This window comes from Bradyrhizobium sp. 4 (assembly GCF_023100905.1).
Classification (GTDB): domain Bacteria; phylum Pseudomonadota; class Alphaproteobacteria; order Rhizobiales; family Xanthobacteraceae; genus Bradyrhizobium.
Genome location: NZ_CP064686.1, coordinates 508,795 through 525,913 on the forward strand (window position 1 = coordinate 508,795; position 17,119 = coordinate 525,913).

Annotated in this window: 18 protein-coding genes; 8 read left to right on the forward strand and 10 right to left on the reverse strand. The window is 64.9% G+C overall.

Going from position 1 to position 17,119, the window contains the following annotated elements:
- Nucleotides 1–6 precede the first annotated feature (6 nt).
- Nucleotides 7–927, forward strand: a complete 921-nt coding sequence (locus tag IVB45_RS02440) for an amino acid ABC transporter substrate-binding protein (RefSeq protein WP_247362998.1) — start codon at nucleotides 7–9, stop codon at nucleotides 925–927.
- Between the two features lie 72 nt (nucleotides 928–999).
- Here IVB45_RS02440 and IVB45_RS02445 read toward each other — a convergent pair whose 3' ends face one another.
- The 4 genes from IVB45_RS02445 to IVB45_RS02460 form a co-directional block, all read right to left on the reverse strand.
- Nucleotides 1,000–1,365, reverse strand: coding sequence for a nuclear transport factor 2 family protein (locus IVB45_RS02445; protein ID WP_027569996.1), 366 nt, complete (start codon nucleotides 1,363–1,365; stop codon nucleotides 1,000–1,002).
- Nucleotides 1,366–1,523: 158 nt separating this feature from the next.
- A complete protein-coding gene (locus tag IVB45_RS02450) occupies nucleotides 1,524–1,874 on the reverse strand; it encodes a RidA family protein (RefSeq protein WP_007599359.1) in 351 nt (116 codons plus the stop codon).
- A 114-nt stretch (nucleotides 1,875–1,988) separates the two neighbouring features.
- On the reverse strand, nucleotides 1,989–2,909 hold the full coding sequence (locus tag IVB45_RS02455; RefSeq protein WP_247283113.1) for a PHB depolymerase family esterase: 921 nt from the start codon (nucleotides 2,907–2,909) through the stop codon (nucleotides 1,989–1,991).
- Nucleotides 2,910–4,568, reverse strand: coding sequence for an FAD-binding dehydrogenase (locus IVB45_RS02460; protein ID WP_247363195.1), 1,659 nt, complete (start codon nucleotides 4,566–4,568; stop codon nucleotides 2,910–2,912). It abuts the gene before it with no gap.
- Nucleotides 4,569–4,860: 292 nt separating this feature from the next.
- Here IVB45_RS02460 and IVB45_RS02465 point away from each other — a divergent pair, with 292 nt between their 5' ends.
- The 5 genes from IVB45_RS02465 (at nucleotide 4,861) to IVB45_RS02485 (ending at nucleotide 9,296) form a co-directional block, all read left to right on the forward strand.
- Nucleotides 4,861–5,331: a hypothetical protein gene (locus IVB45_RS02465; protein ID WP_027569999.1), complete on the forward strand. Its 471-nt coding sequence runs from the start codon at nucleotides 4,861–4,863 to the stop codon at nucleotides 5,329–5,331.
- A 304-nt stretch (nucleotides 5,332–5,635) separates the two neighbouring features.
- Nucleotides 5,636–5,830 (forward strand): hypothetical protein, encoded by a 195-nt coding sequence (locus IVB45_RS02470; protein ID WP_027570000.1) that lies wholly within the window; start codon nucleotides 5,636–5,638, stop codon nucleotides 5,828–5,830.
- A 24-nt stretch (nucleotides 5,831–5,854) separates the two neighbouring features.
- Complete coding sequence (locus IVB45_RS02475; RefSeq protein WP_247283115.1) at nucleotides 5,855–6,445, forward strand: SCO family protein; 591 nt, start codon at nucleotides 5,855–5,857, stop codon at nucleotides 6,443–6,445.
- A 92-nt stretch (nucleotides 6,446–6,537) separates the two neighbouring features.
- Nucleotides 6,538–7,473: a transporter substrate-binding domain-containing protein gene (locus IVB45_RS02480; RefSeq protein ID WP_247362996.1), complete on the forward strand. Its 936-nt coding sequence runs from the start codon at nucleotides 6,538–6,540 to the stop codon at nucleotides 7,471–7,473.
- Nucleotides 7,474–7,652: 179 nt separating this feature from the next.
- Nucleotides 7,653–9,296 (forward strand): lysine--tRNA ligase, encoded by a 1,644-nt coding sequence (locus tag IVB45_RS02485; protein ID WP_247362995.1) that lies wholly within the window; start codon nucleotides 7,653–7,655, stop codon nucleotides 9,294–9,296.
- A gap of 127 nt (nucleotides 9,297–9,423) precedes the next feature.
- On the opposite strand, the gene IVB45_RS02490 is transcribed toward IVB45_RS02485, so the two are convergent.
- Entirely contained in the window at nucleotides 9,424–10,077 is a 654-nt protein-coding gene (locus IVB45_RS02490; RefSeq protein ID WP_247362994.1) for a helix-turn-helix transcriptional regulator, read from the reverse strand.
- A gap of 204 nt (nucleotides 10,078–10,281) precedes the next feature.
- Here IVB45_RS02490 and IVB45_RS02495 point away from each other — a divergent pair, with 204 nt between their 5' ends.
- Nucleotides 10,282–10,626: a DUF952 domain-containing protein gene (locus IVB45_RS02495; protein ID WP_247283121.1), complete on the forward strand. Its 345-nt coding sequence runs from the start codon at nucleotides 10,282–10,284 to the stop codon at nucleotides 10,624–10,626.
- Nucleotides 10,623–11,720 carry a quinone-dependent dihydroorotate dehydrogenase gene (locus IVB45_RS02500; protein WP_247283123.1) on the forward strand — a complete coding sequence of 366 codons (1,098 nt, stop codon included), beginning with the start codon at nucleotides 10,623–10,625 and terminating at the stop codon, nucleotides 11,718–11,720. Before IVB45_RS02495 ends, IVB45_RS02500 begins: the two co-directional genes overlap by 4 nt.
- Before the next feature lie 100 nt (nucleotides 11,721–11,820).
- Here IVB45_RS02500 and IVB45_RS02505 read toward each other — a convergent pair whose 3' ends face one another.
- The 5 genes from IVB45_RS02505 to IVB45_RS02525 form a co-directional block, all read right to left on the reverse strand.
- On the reverse strand, nucleotides 11,821–13,152 hold the full coding sequence (locus tag IVB45_RS02505; RefSeq protein WP_247362993.1) for an MATE family efflux transporter: 1,332 nt from the start codon (nucleotides 13,150–13,152) through the stop codon (nucleotides 11,821–11,823).
- Between the two features lies 1 nt (nucleotide 13,153).
- A complete protein-coding gene (locus tag IVB45_RS02510) occupies nucleotides 13,154–13,888 on the reverse strand; it encodes an MBL fold metallo-hydrolase (protein ID WP_027570008.1) in 735 nt (244 codons plus the stop codon).
- A gap of 78 nt (nucleotides 13,889–13,966) precedes the next feature.
- On the reverse strand, nucleotides 13,967–14,269 hold the full coding sequence (locus IVB45_RS02515; protein WP_247362992.1) for a DUF6460 domain-containing protein: 303 nt from the start codon (nucleotides 14,267–14,269) through the stop codon (nucleotides 13,967–13,969).
- Nucleotides 14,270–14,390: 121 nt separating this feature from the next.
- The gene (locus IVB45_RS02520) at nucleotides 14,391–16,049 is read right to left on the reverse strand and encodes a cisplatin damage response ATP-dependent DNA ligase (RefSeq protein ID WP_247362991.1); all 1,659 of its coding nucleotides are present in this window, start codon (nucleotides 16,047–16,049) and stop codon (nucleotides 14,391–14,393) included.
- Nucleotides 16,046–17,083: a ligase-associated DNA damage response exonuclease gene (locus IVB45_RS02525; protein WP_247362990.1), complete on the reverse strand. Its 1,038-nt coding sequence runs from the start codon at nucleotides 17,081–17,083 to the stop codon at nucleotides 16,046–16,048. Before IVB45_RS02525 ends, IVB45_RS02520 begins: the two co-directional genes overlap by 4 nt.
- Between the last annotated feature and the right edge of the window lie 36 nt (nucleotides 17,084–17,119).

Here is a 17,119-nt window from a genome sequence, read left to right on the forward strand (position 1 = left end):
TGCATCATGCGCCTTTCAATGGCGATATCGGGCGGCTTGTTGCTGGCAGCGTGCCAGCTGGCCACGGGTGCCTCCGCCCAGACCGGTGGCAGCGAAGGGCTTAGCCCGACGCTGTCAGCGATCAAGACCGCGCACACCGTGCGGCTCGGCTATCGCGAGAGCTCGCCGCCGTTCTCCTTCCTCGATCAGGCCAACCGGCCGATCGGCTACAGCCTCGAGCTTTGCGAGGCCATCGTCGAGGAGATCGGCGTCGAGGTCGACGATCCCAATCTCAAGATCGCCTACGTCAAGGTCACCTCGGATGACCGCATCGACGCCGTGCTCCAGAACAAGATCGACCTGGAATGCGGCTCGACCACGGCCAATGCCGAGCGCGGCAAGCGCGTCGCCTTCTCGCCGCTGATGTTCGTTGCCGGCACCAAACTGATGGTGCCGAAGGCGTCCAGCGTCCAGTCACTGGCTGATCTGAAGGGCAAGACTATCGTGGTGACGAAGGGGACCACCAACGAGCAGGCGATCCAGGCGGCCGACAAGAAGTCCTCGTTGGGACTGACCATCGTTGTCGGTGCCGATCACGAACAGTCATACCAGATGCTCGTCGACGGCAAGGCCGATGCGTTTGCGACCGACGACATCCTGCTGTCCAGCCTGATCGTGCGCCACAAGGCACAGGACAAGTTCCGCGTCACCGGCGATTACCTGTCCTACGATCCCTACGGCATCATGTTCCGCAAGGGCGAGCCGCAACTGACGGCCGTGGTCGATCGCACCTTCCGCAAGCTCGGCTCCAACCACGACCTCGTTCCGCTCTACAACAAATGGTTCACCGCAAGGCTTCCGACCGGCGAACGGCTGAACGTGCCGATCTCGCTGCAGCTGGAGGAAGCCTTCAAGGCGATGGACGATTCTGCGAGCGCGAATAACTAGTGCCTGTGCGACGAGCGCCGCTGCGCCCTCTCCCTTTACAAGGGAGAGGGCCTGGCAACGATCAGCGCGTGCTCACGCGCCTGCGGGCACCTGGTCCAGAAATCCCGTGATGCTCCTGATGCGGCCGTCCTTCAGCACGGCGAAATCAGTCCCCTTGATCGGGCTGTCGATGCCATCGGGACCAAGGCCCCAACTGAAGCGGACATGGTCGCCGTAGCCGTTGGGCTCGCCGATCAGCTTGAACTTGAAATCGGGAAAGCGCTGCTGCACGCCTGCGATCAGCGCATCGACGCCGTCATGGCCATCCCCCTTCATCAGGGGATCGACATAGCTCGCATCCGCCGTCCAGTTCTGGCTCAGCAGTTCGCGCCGGCGGCCGGCTGCACGTTCGTTCCAGAGATCGATGTAGCGGCGGGCGATGGTGATGGGGTCGGTCATTGTCGTCTCCTTCGATGGCGCCGTGTCGTTCGGCTGACCTGACTATCGAAGGTTTGCGCGCGCTGATCGATTACCTCGGAGGTCATGCGCATGATCCGGGAAGGCGGTTTCCCGATCGGATCATGCGTCGACAAGCGCGCGCAAATGTCGTCGCGAACTTACTTCGCCGCGGTGACCATGATTTCGACGGTGTATTGGGCTGCCGCGAGCTTGGCTTCGACGGTGGCGCGTGCCGGCGTGTTGCCGGGCGAGACCCAGGCGTCCCACACCGCGTTCATCTCGCCAAACGTCTTCATGTCGGTGATGTAGATCGTGGCCGAGAGCAGCTTCGACTTGTCGGTGCCCGCTTTGGCGAGATGGCTGTCGATGGTCGCCAGGATGTCCTGGGTCTGCTTCGTCACGCTTTCGCCTGCGGCGTTGTTGGCGACGACACCGGCGAGATAGACGGTGTTGCCGTGCACCACGACCTGGCTCATGCGCGGGCCGGTTTCAAGACGCTGAATGCTCATTGGGGTCTCCTTTGAATGGCGGCCCTGTCTAGCGCAGCGGCTTGCCTCGTGCCACCCCAGGCACGCATGCGTTGCCGGGCACGCATGCGTCGCCGGCTATGCATGCGCTGCACTTCAAGGAAACTGGCCGAAGAACGTCCAGATCGTCTCGGCGGCGTCGATGTCGCCGTTCTGCGATCCGAGCAAGCTGGCGGCGACCTTCGGGAAGCGGGCATCCGGAGAAAATCCGGGCATGCGGTGACCGCCTTGATTGATGCGATAAAGCACGACGTCGTGCCCTCCAGGACAGCGCGACGAGATCCGTGTCACCGTGGACTGATCTGCGGGCGCCCTGTCGGGCAAATCGGTCGCGTCGGCGTTGTCGGTCTCGCAGCCGTTGAGCTTGCGCCAGAACGCAAGCGTCTCGTCGGTGGACCAGAACCCGTCTGCGGCATAATAGCTCGATCCGCGGCCGCCCTCGTAGGGGACCAGCGGATCGGCGGTGCCGTTCATCAGCAGCATCGGCAGCGGCCGCGACGGATGGCACGTGACCGCGGCCTCATCGGTGAGGTTCATGCTCACGCTCGCGCCGGCAGCAAACAGATCGGCGCGGGCACAGACCAGCGTCATGGCCATGGCGCCGCCATTGGAGATGCCGGTGACATAGACGCGGCGAGGATCGGCGGTGCCGCTCGCCACCAGCTTCTCGACGAGCTTTGCGATGAAGGCGACGTCGTCGGTGCCCGCGGGCGGGCCACGGAGCGCCGGTCCCGCCTTGGTCCTCGCATCGGCCCATGCGTGGTTGAGGCCATCAGGAAAGACCACGGCAAACCCTTCGCGCTTTGCGACCTGCGGCCACGCCGTCCGTGTCATCATGTCGGCGCCGCGCTGGGTCTTGCCATGCAGCACGACGACGAGCGGCACGAGCCGCTTCGTTGGCAGTTGCACAGTGTAGGACCGCTTCACGCCGTCGATGTCGATCGTGTCGGCGGACGCAGCCGAAGTGGCGGCCAATGCCGCGACAAACGCCGCGATGCGCGTTCGCCGCCGCATCATCTAGCCCACGGCTTTCGCCGCGGCGCGGCCCGCATTGCGGCCCGAGAACAGGCAGCCGCCGAGGAACGTGCCTTCCAGCGAGCGATAGCCGTGCACGCCGCCGCCGCCGAAGCCGGCGGCTTCGCCCGCTGCATAGAGACCGGGGATGACGCTGCCCTCCTCGCCGAACACGCGCGAAGAGAGGTCGGTCTCGAAACCGCCCAGCGTCTTGCGCGTGAGGATGTTGAGCTTGACCGCGATCAGTGGCCCTTGAGCGGGATCGAGGATGCGGTGCGGGGAGGCGGTGCGGATCAGCCTGTCGCCGATATAGCGCCGCGCATTGTGGATGTTCATCACCTGCGCATCCTTGACGTAAGGATTGGCGATCTCACGGTCGCGCGCCTCGATCTGCATCTTGATGTGCTCGAGCTTGAGGAGGTCGCTGCCGGCCAGCTTGTTCATGGCCGCAACGAGATCCTCGATATTGTCGCGCACGATGAAGTCGACACCATGGCTTTTGAACGCTTCCACCGGCGCCGGCGCGCCCTTGTTGGTGGCGCGCTTGATGGTCATGCGCCAGCTCTTGCCGGTGAGGTCGGGGTTCTGCTCCGAGCCCGACAGCGCAAACTCCTTCTTGATGATGCTCTGGGTCAGGATGAACCAGGAATAATCGTAGCCGGTGGACATGATGTATTGGAGCTGGCCGAGCGTGTCGGAGCCGGGAAACAACGGCGCCGGCAAGCGCGTGCCGGCGGCGTCGAACCACATCGAGGAGGGGCCGGGCAGGATGCGGATGCCGTGGCGCGGCCAGATCGGTGACCAGTTCTGGATACCTTCGACATAATGCCACATGCGGTCGCGGTTGATCAGCCGCGCGCCTGCTTTCTCGGTGATGCCGATCATGCGGCCGTCCACATGCTCGGGCACGCCGGAGATCATGAATTTCGGCGGCGCACCGAGCCGCTTCGGCCAGTTCTGCCGCACCAGCTCGTGATTGCCGCCGATGCCGCCGGACGCCACGATCACGGCTTGCGCCTTCAACGCAAACTCGCCGACGACGTTGCGCGATGAGCTCTTGCCGCGCTCGACATTATCCGGGGCGAGAATGGCGCCGCTGACGCCATCCACCGTGCCGTTGGTGATCGAGAGCGCATCGACGCGACGGCGGAACCGGAAGCTCAGCCGGCCGCTTCTGACGGCCTCGCGCGCGCGGCGTTCGAACGGCTCGACGATGCCGGGCCCGGTGCCCCAGGTGACATGAAAGCGCGGTACCGAATTGCCGTGGCCCATGGCGTCATAGCCGCCGCGCTCGGCCCATCCGACCACGGGGAAAATGCGATGGCCCATCGCGCGCAGCCACGCACGCTTCTCGCCGGCCGCGAACGCCACATAGGCCTCGGCCCATTGCCGCGGCCAGAAATCCTCGTCACGGTCGAAGCCGGCGGTGCCGAGCCAGTCCTGCATCGCGAGGTCGAAGGAGTCCTTGATGCCGAGCCGGCGCTGCTCCGGCGAATCGACCAGGAACAATCCGCCGAACGACCAGAACGCCTGGCCGCCCAGCGACTGCTCGCCCTCCTGGTCGACCACGATCACGTTCTTGCCGGCGTCCGCGATCTCGGTTGCGGCCACGAGGCCCGACAGTCCTGCGCCGACAACGATGACGTCAGTCTCTTCAGCCATCTGTTCGGCCATATGTTTCCCCCTTCATGTGTCTCCCCTTCACAGGTTCCCCCCTGTAGTTGCCCGGATTGAAGCCGGCGGTTGCAACTGAGATCAAGAGTGTGCCGCGTAAGACATCGTTAACTTGTTCCACTTCGGGAAAAAGACCGGCTGAGTGCAGCGCCGGCGCAACACTGGATGTGAATTTGTTTTGAGCGAGCCGGCATGCCTAGACAAAACCGCGGTTACGACGGACCCTAGCAGGGCATCACCACCTGACACACAGATTCGAATTCGACTGGGGCGGGGGCCAATGAAGTTTCTGACGGGGTTGCTTGCGGCGGTTCTCCTGATCGCGAGCATGGGCGCTTCTCACGCGGTGGTTCGGATCGCGGATGACCGCGGTGGCCGGATCGGAACCTACGTCGACAAATACCAGGACCTGCGACAGTCGGGCGACACCGTCATCATTGACGGTCTCTGCGCCTCTGCCTGCACCATCGTCCTCGGCGCCATCCCGCCTGACCGCATCTGCGTGACGTCGCACGCGACACTGGGCTTCCACGCCGCGTGGGATTTCGGCAGCAACGGCCGCGCCGTCACCAATACCGAAGCGACCCAGATGCTCTATGCGATGTATCCTTCGCAGGTGAAACGCTGGATCAATCAGCGCGGCGGCCTCACCCCGCATATGCTCTTCCTGAAGGGCAGGCAGCTCCAGGCCATGTACAAGCCCTGCTACCTCGACGCGCAGGCCTCCGCCAACAAGCCATCGCCGCGGTAGGGCGCGGCAGTCATTCGCCTTTCACTAATTGATCGTCATGGCCGGGCGTAGCCGTCCGAAGGACGGCGTCGCTTTCGCTCGCCTATGTCCCGGCCATCCACGTTTTTGGCCCGGCTGGAAAGTCCGTGGATGCCCGGGCCTTCGCCTCGCCGGAGCGGCTTCGGCCGCGCAGGCGGGACAAGCCCGGGCATGATGGAGATCCTCCGCCCCAATTGATCTCCGGCCCGCCGGCTGCGCTTGCCCGGTCCCGTCCCAGCGCCTATTTGAAAGGCAGGGAATTCCGGCCTTCACCCCGATCGTTGTCATGGCTCAACCACTGCACCCCGCACATCCTGTATCGGACAATTCGCCCACTGCCGGCCGGATGCCGTTCGTGCTGCTGTTGGCGGGTGCTGGCGTCGGCGGCCTGGTCGTGCTCGGCGTGCTCGCGCTCTGGTTCCACTACGGCAGCCAGGTGTTCTTCGAAATGATCAGGACCGGTTTCGCCGCCTGCTTCTGACCCGCGACAGGAAGTTTTCCGCCCATGAGCTCCGCCGCCCGTCCGCTGGTGATCGCGACCGCCTTCGCCGCAAGCCTCATCCTCGGGCTGCTGATCGTATTCTGGGCCATGGGCGGGGTCAGCAAGGTGGCGCAGCCGGCCGCGATCGGCGGCCCGTTCCAGCTCACTGACCAGAACGGCAAGGCCGTCACCGACAAGAACCTCAAGGGCAAGCCGACCCTGATCTTCTTCGGCTACACCCATTGCCCCGACGTCTGCCCGACCTCGCTGTTCGAGATCTCGGAAGTGCTGCGCGCGTTGGGCAAGGACGCCGACAAGGTCAATGCTGTCTTCATCTCGGTCGATCCCGAGCGCGATACGCCGGCGGCGATGAAGGATTATCTGTCGAGCTTCGACCCGCACCTCGAGGGCCTGAGCGGCGATCCTGCCGAGACCGCCAAGGTGATCACCTCCTACCGGGTCTACGCCAAGAAGGTCCCGACCAAGGACGGCGACTACACCATGGACCACACCGCGCTGATCTATCTGATGGACCGCGACGGCCGCTTCGTCTCGCCATTCAACCTGAAGCGCACGCCTGAAGAGGCCGCGGTGGACTTGAAGCGGTATCTGTAGGCTTCCCTATTGGCCGCAATCCGCGCTCGCGTTCCCGGCCGGATGGGCTATAAGGCCCTCCGATCTCAACGAAATTCGTTCATTTTCAGCCGATGGCCCCATCGCAACAGGCGAAATCGTCCAAATCCGCCCGTGGCTTGCTGACCGGGCTGGTCGTCGGCGTCTGCCTGCTCGCTGCTGCGCCGCGCGCGCAGGCGCAGGCCCCGGCCAAGCAGCCCCCAACGGCGCCGCAAGCCTCACCCCAGCTCGCGCCGCAAGCCGCCCCGCAGGCCGTGCCGGGCTTTTGGGACCCGCGGCGGCGGCCGGAGCGGCCGGATTTGTCGCGCCTGACCGTGATCCGCTTCCTGACCGAGACTGATTATCCGCCCTTCAACTATACCGGCGCCGACGGCAATCCGGCCGGCTTCAACGTCGACTTCGCCCGCGCGCTGTGCGAGGAGATCAAGGTCACCTGCACGGTGCAGATGCGCCGCTTCGAGACGCTGGTCGATGCGCTTGCCTCCAACCGGGGCGACGCCATCATCGCCTCGATGGCGGTGAGCCCGCAGCTCCGCGCCCGGGTCGACTTCACCGACCCCTATTACCGCGTGCCGGCGCGCTTCGCCTCGCGCAAGGACGCGGTGATGCCGGAGATCCGTCCCGAATATCTCGAGGGCAAGAAGGTCGGCGTCATCGCCGGCTCCGCGCATGAAGCCTATCTCAAGGCGATGTTCACCGACGCCGAGCTGCACCCCTATCCCAACGACGATGCCATGCGCGGCGCCTTGCGCAAGGGCGAGGTCGATTTCATCTTCGGCGACGCCATCGCGCTCGCGTTCTGGATCAACGGCACCGATTCCGGCGATTGCTGCGCCTTCTCCGGCGGCCCCTTCGTCGAGAGTCGTTTCTTCGGCGAAGGCATCGGCATCGCCGTGCGCAAGGGCAACGACGTGCTGCGCCAGGCCCTGAACTGGGCGATGTTCCGCGTCTGGGAAAAGGGCCGCTACACAGATCTGTGGCTGCGGTATTTCTCGGTGAGCCCGTTCTAGTTTCGCTGCCTGCTCTGCCGTCATTGCGAGGAGCCCTTGCGACGAAGCAATCCAGGCTGTTTCCGCAGTGGCAGTCTGGATTGCTTCGCTTCGCTCGCAATGACGGCGCGGTGGCAGTACCCCGCAAAATTGCATTCTGCCTGGAAATCGCTATTTTCCGCGCCCCGGAGGCCCCTTAGATGTCCGTTATCGATCTTGCCGCGAACCCGAGCGATCTGCGTGCGCTCGCCGAACAATCCAACGCCTGGCCGTTCGAGCAGGCGAAGGCCATTGTCGCGCGGCTGAAGAAAAGCCCGAAGGACGAGGTGCTGTTCGAGACCGGCTACGGGCCATCAGGCCTGCCGCATATCGGCACCTTCGGCGAGGTCGCGCGCACCTCGATGGTGCGGCACGCTTTTCATGTGCTGACCGAAAACAAGATCAAGACCCGCCTGCTCGCGTTCTCCGATGACATGGACGGGTTTCGGAAAGTGCCCGACAACGTCCCCAACAAGGAGATGCTGGCCGCGCATCTCGGCAAGCCGCTGACCCGCGTGCCGGATCCGTTCACCAACGAATATCCGTCGTTCGGGCACCACAACAATGCGCGGCTGCGCGCCTTCCTCGATCATTTCGGCTTCGACTACGAATTCGCGAGCTCGACCGACTATTATACGTCCGGCCGTTTCGACGCGACGCTGCTCAAGATGTTAGCTGCCTACGACAAGGTGATGGCGATCATCCTGCCGACGCTCGGACCCGACCGCCGCGCGACCTATTCGCCGTTCCTCCCCATCAGCAAGACCACGGGTGTCGTGCTGCAGGTGCCGATGATCCGCCGCGACGTTGCGGCCGGCACGGTGACCTATCTCGATCCCGATACCAACCAGGAGGTCGAGACACCGGTCACCGGCGGCAACGTCAAGTGCCAGTGGAAGGCCGACTGGGCGATGCGCTGGGTCGCGCTCGGCGTCGATTACGAGATGGCCGGCAAGGATTTGATCGACTCGGTCAAACTCTCCGGCGCGATCGCGAGGGCGCTCGGCGCCACGCCGCCGGAAGGCTTCAACTACGAGCTCTTCCTCGACGACAAGGGCCAGAAGATCTCGAAGTCGAAGGGCAACGGCCTCACCATCGACGAATGGCTGCGCTACGCCTCGCCGGAATCGCTGTCGCTGTTCATGTATCGCGAGCCGAAGGCGGCCAAGCGGCTGTATTTCGACGTCATCCCGCGCAACGTCGACGACTACCAGCAATTCATCGACGGCTTTGCCAAGCAGGACGCCAGGCAGCAGCTCGGCAATCCGGTCTGGCATGTCCACAGCGGCCATCCGCCGAAGTTCGACATGCCCGTCACGTTCCAGCTCTTGCTGACGCTGGTGTCGTCGTCGAATGCGGAGAATGCCGAGACGCTGTGGGGTTTCATTGGCCGCTACCGGCCCGGCGTGAGCCCGCAAACGCATCCCAAGCTCGATGCGATGGTCGGCTATGCCATCAACTATTATCGCGACTTCGTCGCGCCGACGAAGACGTTCCGCGAACCGACCGACACCGAGCGCGCGGCGCTGCAGGATCTGCGGGATGCATTATCGCAGCTTCCGCAGGACGCCTCGGCCGAGGACATCCAGAACGTCGTCTACGAGATCGGCCGCCGCGAGCCGTTCCTCGACCAGGTCAAGAAGGGCAAGGACGGCCGTCCCGGCGTGACACTCGACTGGTTCAACATGCTCTACCAGGTGCTGCTCGGCCAGGAAAAAGGCCCGCGCTTCGGCTCCTTTGTCGCGGTGTATGGCGTGCAGAACGCGGTGAACATGATCGACGGCGCGCTGGCGCGGAGTGCGTGAGTCCAGCACTCACCGTCATCGTCCGCGAAGGCGGACGATCCAGTATTCCAGAGACCGCCGTGCTGAACCGAGACGCCGCGGCGTACTGGATTCCCCGCTTTCGCGGGGAATGACAGCGGAGCACCCCTCACTGGCTCGCCCACACGATCCTTGCGATCCACGCAACCTCGCTCGCTGCCATCGTCCGCTCGGGCTGTGGCGGATCGAGCGGCTGCAAATCCAGAACCTTTGCTGTGCGGCGCTTCAGCGTTGCCACCGTGACCTCGCCCGCTTTGGTCTTCACCACCACGCGATCGCCTTTGCGGACCGGTGTGCCGGGTGAGACCAGGATGACGTCGCCGTCGCGATAGGCGGGCTGTAGCGCTTCGCCGGAAATCTGCAGCGCGAAGCTGTGGCTGTCTTCGGCGGTGGGAAGCGCAAACTCGGTCCAGCTCTTGCCGATGGGAAAGCCGGACTCGTCGAAGGCGCCGCTCGCGCTCGCCTGCGCGAAGCCGAGCAGCGGCACCGAGCGGCCGCCGCCCGTCTCGTCGCCGACCAGCCTGGCAAAGGTGTCGATCGAGGAATCTGCCGCCGCCAGCGCTTTCGCGATCGATTCGGTCGAGGGCCAGCGCTCGCGGCCGTCGGAGGTGACGCGCTTGGACTTGTTGAAGGTGGTGGGATCGAGCCCGGCGCGCTTGGCAAGGCCCGACGGTGACAGGCCGGCACGCTCCGCCAGCCGATCCAGCGCGCCCCAGATCTGGTCGTGAGAGAGCATCCTCTGCGCTTTGGCCTGTCTGACCATGGAAGGTCCAGCCCGTCGCAACTCAGGAAAACTATCCTCAAATCAATCGGTTTTCCGTTTTCGGTGCAAGAGGCGGCGTCTAAGTCTTGAGTTCGGCAGGGGTGGCCTTTACGGTCCCGCCCGGGATTTAACGACCCACGAGAGACGAAAATCCCCAGGAGACTCAAAGAGCTGTCTCCACGGGCAAACAGGACTGCGTAAGCGGTGGTCAAGATCTACAAAATCTGTCCGGCCTCGGCCTGGCGTGAGGCGGAACGGCAGGGTGTCTACCGCGGCAGCGCGGACGATTCGCGCGACGGATTCATCCATTTCTCGACCGCATCCCAGGTTCCCGAGACCCTGCAGAGGCATTATGTTGGGCAGCGCGCGCTGTTCCTGGTCGAGGTCGACGGCGATGCGCTCGGCAGCGCATTGCGCTGGGAGCGTTCGCGCAATGAGGAGCTGTTTCCGCATCTCTATGGCGAGCTCGATCTCGGCGCTGTGATGGCCGTGATGAACCTCAACACGCGCTCCGACGGCGGCCACGACGTTCCGGAGCTTGCCCCGTGATCCGCGCTTTCGACGCTCTCTCGCTGCCGGTGTTGCGTTGGCTCGATCCGGAGGATGCGCATCGCCTCGCGATCCAGGGCCTGCGCTTCCTGCCGCCGGGCAAGCCGCAGGCTGACGATCCCAAGCTCGCGGTGCGTGCCTTCGGGCTCAACTTCCCCAATCCGATCGGCATGGCCGCGGGCTTCGACAAGAGCGCCGAAGTGCCGGATGCGCTGCTGCGGCTCGGCTTCGGCTTCGTCGAGATCGGCTCGGTGACGCCGAAACCGCAAAGCGGCAATCCGCGGCCGCGGCTGTTTCGCCTGGAGCGCGACGAGGCCGTGATCAACCGCATGGGCTTCAACAATGACGGCGCGGAGACCGCCCTGCGCCGGCTCGCGGCGCGCGCGCAGCACGGCGGCATCGTCGGCGTCAATGTCGGCGCCAACAAGGATTCGCCCGATCGCGTCAATGACTACGTCAAGCTGATCGAGACCTTTGCGCCGGTCGCGAGCTATTTCACCGTCAACGTCTCCTCGCCGAACACGCCGGGCCTGCGCAATCTGCAGGAAGGCGCGCTGCTCGACGATCTCCTCGCCAGGGTGATCGACGCGCGCCAGCGGGTGCGCGAGAGCGCCGGCGACACGCCGGTGCTGCTCAAGATCGCGCCGGATCTGAGCCTCGCCCAGCTCGACGACGTCGTGCAGGTCGCGCGCTCGCGCCGGGTCGACGGCATGATCGTGTCGAACACCACCATCGCGCGGCCGAGCACGCTGCGCGAGGAGATGCGCGCCAAGGAGCAGGGCGGCCTGTCAGGCCGGCCGCTGTTCCGGCTGTCGACGCGGATGGTCGCCGAGACCTATGTGCGCGTCGAGGGCGCATTCCCCCTGATCGGCGTCGGCGGCGTGGATTCGGGCGGCGCCGCGCTGACGAAAATCCGCGCCGGCGCGAGCCTGATCCAGCTCTATTCGTCGCTGGTCTACAAGGGCCTCGGCCTCGTCGACGAGATCAAGCGCGACCTCACCTCAACCCTATTGCGCACCGGGCGGGATTCTCTCTCCGAGATCGTCGGCTCCGACGCCGCCACGTTGACGGCGGAAACCTGGCCGGGGATGTAGCTCTTCGCGGTGTAGCCCGGATGGAGCGAAGCGCAATCCGGGATTCGATCCGCGGACGCGAAGGCCCCGGATTACGCTTTCGCTCCATCCGGGCTACGCGTTACAGCGACTGCTTCGAAAACGTCTTCCTGTACAGCGCCGGATAGCGCGCGGCCTGCAAGCCGCCGCGCGAGACGTAGGAGGCGATCAGCGCGCTCCACAGCCCGGCATTGCCGAACGATTGCAGCGCCCACCATGTGGCGAGGAAGATCGCGAGCGAGGCCAGCATCAGATTGCGCATTTCGCGCGCCCAGGTCGCGCCGATATAGATGCCGTCGAAACCGAAGGCGAACACGCCGGGAATGGGCGCAAGCACGACGAACGGCAGGAATTCCCGCGCACCGCGACGGACGGCCTCGCTCGCCGTCATGACATCGATCAAATTCGGCCCAAACAGCGCGAACAGCGCGGACACGACCAGCGCGAAGCCGAGCCCCCATAGCAGCACCAGCCGGGTCGAATCCGCAAATCCCCTCGCGTCGCGTGCGCCGAGCGTACGGCCGCAAAGCTGCTGGGCTGCGTTCGCTAGACCGTCGAGGAAGAAGGCGCTGACCAGCAGAAAATTGTTGAGCACGGAATTGGCGGCCAGCGTGACGTCGCCAGCCCGTGCGCCCTTGGCGGTGAAAAACAGAAACACGGCGATCAGTGCCGCGGTGCGGATCAGGATGTCGGAATTCACCGCCAGCAGCCGCATCAGCTTGGTCCGGTCGAACAGCTCTGCGTATGGCACCGCGAACCCGCCGTCCGCATAGCGGCGGCAGACCATCATGCCGAGCCCGAATCCGGCCGCTTCAGATAGCAGTGCGGCGATCGCAGCACCCGCGATGCCGGTGTCGTAGAGCAGCACCAGCAGGATCGTCGCCGCCGCGTTGACGAGATTGATGACGACCTGGAGCGCGAGCGCCGGATTGGCGCGGGCCTGGCCGACCAGCCAGCCGAGGATGACATAATTGGCGAGCGCCAGTGGCGCCGACCAGATCCGGATCACGAAATAGGTTTTCGCCGCGCGCGTAACGCCTTCGCTGCCGCCCATCAGGTCGAACAGCACGGCGGCCAGCGGCAGTTGCAGCGCGATCAGGGCTATGCCGATCAGGCCCGCGACGATGAAGCCGCGAACCAGAATCGCGGTCAGCTCGCGCGTCTCGCCGGCGCCGAGCGCCTGCGCCGTGAAGGCGAGCGTGCTCATGCGAAGGAAGCCGAATAGCCAGAACAGGCAGTCGAAGATGACGGACGCGATGGCGACGCCGCCGAGCAGCGCGGCATCGTCCAGCCGTCCGATCGCGGTGGTCGAGACCACGCCGATCAGCGGCGTGGTGAGGTTCGCGACCATCGCAGGTCCTGCGATGGCGAAGACCTGACGGGAACCGATCTTCACGTGAACGGGTGCGTGCATGTCAGAACACGAGCACCATGCCGTCTTCGGCGGCGAGATGGGCGATGTCGTCGAGGCGCGACAGCACGTCTTCGCTCATATGGGTGAGCACGAGCCGTTTTGCGCCGATTTCGGGAAGGTGCTGTTCCAAGGTCTTCAGGCTGAGGTGATTCTTGACCACCTTCTCGTACATATAGGCCTCGGCGATGAAAAGGTCCGCGCCATGCGCCAACGGAATGAGCGTCTCCGTCCATTCGGTATCGGCGCTGTAGGCCAGCGTGCGGCCTTCCGCTTCGACGCGATAAGCGAGGAACGGTCCGCCGGATTCACCGTGCACGACGGGGTAGGGCGTCACCGTCACCGCGCCGAAGCTTTGGCTCTGCTCGGGCGCGAGCTCGACGACCGACAGCTCGAAGCGCTGTTTCGTCTTCGAGGAGTGCTCGAACAGAGCCTCCATCACTGCACGCAGCCGCGTCTCGATGCCTTTGGGGCCGGCGATCGTGAGCGGCCGCGTCCGCCGCGAGAATTGCGCGTCGAGCAGAACAAACGGCAGCCCCGCAAAATGGTCGCCGTGGAAATGCGTGATCAGGATGAGATCGATCTCATTGCAGTCGATCTCAAGCCGCTTCAGCGCCGGCAAAGCCGACGCGCCACAATCGATCAGGAAGTTGGCTTCGCGCCCCGAGACGTGGAAGCAGGTGTTGAGCCTGCCCCCCGATCCGAAGGCGTCGCCGCAGCCGACAAAGCGCAATTGCATCGGCTGCGAGCTCCCTAGAGCATGATCCGGAAAAGTGTGAAGCGGTTTTCCGACAAGATCATGCTCAAAACTAACGGCCTACCTGCGCGGCGCGCCGAAAACGCGCATCAGCAGCCAGATCGGGATCACGATGACAGCGCCGAGCAGGAAGTAGCGCCACAGCCAGTTCACGGTATCGAAGCCGAGATCCCACAACCGCTGGAACAAGAGACGAATGCTGTAGAGAATATTCCAGGGATCGAAGCCGATCGTCGCCAGCACGACGCCGACCAGGATCGAGAGCAGCACCAGGCGAAACGCGACCGCCAGCGGCGAGCCGCCGAGAAAGCGGTTCAGGCCATCACTGCGGCCGGCCGGCAAATCTCTGACGTCGTGGGCCATCTCAAACTCCTCAGGGGATTCGACCCTATCATAGGGCAAGGCGGTGGACATGGGGAACCCGTGAGGGGGCGTCAATCGGCTTACGGGATTTTAATTCGGGCAAGCACACGCCCGGGGCTTCTTAAGCCTCAATCTCCGCCGCCTCCGCTTTCAGCATCTTTTCCAGCGTTTCCAGTCGGTCGGCCTCCCGCGGCGGCTTGTCCCAGCGCAAGCGGCTGATGCGGGGAAAGCGCATCGCGACGCCGGATTTGTGCCGTGGTGAGCGCTGCAGCCCCTCGAAGGCGACCTCCAGCACCAGGCCTTTGTCCGGCTCGTGCACGACGTGGCGGACGGGACCGAATTTTTCGGTTGTATTGCGACGCACGAAGCGGTCGATCTGGAGCAGCTCCTCGTCAGTGAAGCCGAAATAGGCTTTCCCGACCGGCACCAGCTCGTCACCGCCCGCGCCTGCGGTCCAGACACCGAAGGTGTAGTCGGAATAGTAGGACGAGCGTTTGCCGTGGCCGCGCTGCGCATACATCAGCACGGCGTCGATGATGTGCGGATCGCGCTTCCACTTCCACCACTGTCCCTTCGGCCGTCCCGGCAGATAGGGGGCATCGCGCCGCTTCAGCATCACGCCTTCGACGGCGTCCGCGTCTTCGCCCGCACCGGCGCTGGCGGGATCGGCGCGTGCGGCGGTCAGCGCCTCCCAGCTTGCGAAGGGCACGGTGGGCGAGAGATCGATGCGGGAATCGTCGAGCTTGCCGATGAAGGTCTCCAGTCGCTCGCGGCGCTCCGCGAACGGCAGCTCGCGCAGATCATTCTCGTCGTCCCCGAGCAGATCGTAGGCGCGCAGATGAATTGGAAACTCCTTGATCAGCTTCGGAGACACGACCTTGCGGTTGAGCCGCTGTTGCAGAACATTGAAACTCTGCACGCGCCCTTCGCGCAGAATCAGAAGCTCGCCGTCAATGGCGCCGGGTAGCCGCAACGATGGCACGAGATCCGGAAAGCTTCCGGTGATGTCCTCGCCGGTGCGCGAATAGAGCCGCGCGGTGATCTGGCCGTGCTCGTCGCGGCCGGCGACCGCCTGCACGCGGATGCCGTCCCATTTCCATTCGGCGATGTAGTCGGCGGGATCGAGCGCGGCGAAATCGGTGTCCTCGATCGCATGCGCCAGCATCACGGGGCGGAACGGGGCGGGATCGCGATTGACCGGCTTGTCGCCGCGGCCTTCCAGCCAGGCGAACAGGTCGAGATAGGGCGGCGCGAGACCGGGCCAGATCAGCTCGACCTCATGCGGGTCCTTGTCGCCGAGTGCCGCGGCCGCAGTCTTGGCCAGGCGCGCGGAGATGCCGATGCGCAACGCGCCGGTGACGAGCTTCAACAGCGCCCAGCGGCCGGTCTCGTCCAGCTCGTCGAGCCAGCGCTCGAGCTGTTTTGGCAGCTCGGTCTTGCCGAGCGTGCGCAGCGTGGTGACGACCTCGGTGAGGGTTGGGGGTGGCGGGTTGTTGTGGACACCCATGGCCTTCGGCCACATCAGCGCCACCGTCTCGGAGAGATCGCCGACATAATCGTAACTCAGCCCGAACAGCACCGGATCGGTGCGCGAGGCGATCAGGTCGCGGATCAATGCGGGCTTGGCGTGCTTGAAGCTGAGCGCACCGGTCAGCGCGGCCAGCGCGTAGCCGCGGTCGGGATCGGCGACCTCGCGAAAATAGCTGGTGATCAGGCGCAGCTTGTTGTTGCGGCCGGGCTCGTAGGCGAGGCGGTCGAGCAGTTCGGCGAAGCGGTTCATGCTTCGGCCTCGTCAGCGAGCGGGGTCTCGGTCTCCTCCTCGTCGCCATAGCCGACCAGATCGAGCGGCCGCGCCCGCAAGCCCTTGCTTTGGCACCAATGCACCAGCGCGTCTTCCTGGCCGTGGGTGACCCAGATCTCGCCGGCACCGGTCGCCGCGATCGTGGCGGTGAGGCCGTCCCAATCGGCATGATCCGAGATCACCAGCGGCAGCTCGATGCCGCGTTGCCGCGCGCGGGCGCGCACCCGCATCCAGCCGGAGGCGAATGCCGTGACCGGATCGGGAAACCGCCGGGTCCAGAGATCGGATGTCGCAGAGGGCGGCGCCAGCGTGATGGTGCCGGCGAGCGCCGCCTTCTTCACCCCCTTCACCGGCCGCAACTCGCCGAGCTCGATCCCGCGGCTCTGATAGTAATGCGTGATCTTCTCCATCGCGCCATGCAGATAGATCGGCGCGTCGTAGCCGGTTTGGCGCAGCAGCGCGATCACGCGCTGCGCCTTGCCGAGCGAATAGGCGCCGACGAGATGCGCGCGCTCCGGAAACAGCGCCACCGAAGCCAGCAGCTTCTTGACCTCGTCGGCCGCATCGCCATGGCGAAACACCGGCAGACCGAACGTCGCCTCGGTGATGAAGACGTCGCAGGGCACGAGCTCGAACGGCGTGCAGGTCGGGTCGGGTGCATCCTTGTAGTCGCCGGAGGCGACGATGCAGGTGTCCTTGCAGGTGACCGCGACCTGCGCCGAACCGAGCACATGGCCGGCCGGGTGAAACTTCACGCTGACGTCGCCGAGCCGGATCTCCTCGCCATAGCGGATCGCCTGCGTCGAGCCGGCGAAATTCTCGCCATAGCGCAGCCGCATCATGTCCAGCGTTTCCTGCGTCGCCAGCACCGCGCCGTGGCCGGCGCGGGCATGGTCGGAATGGCCGTGGGTGATCACGGCCCGCTCGACCGGCCGGACGGGGTCGATATGGAAGCCGCCCGGCTTGCAGCATAGGCCGGCGGCAACTGGCAGCAGGATGTCTTGCGGACGCATGCCTGTTATATAGGTCGCGACCCCGCATCTTCGAGT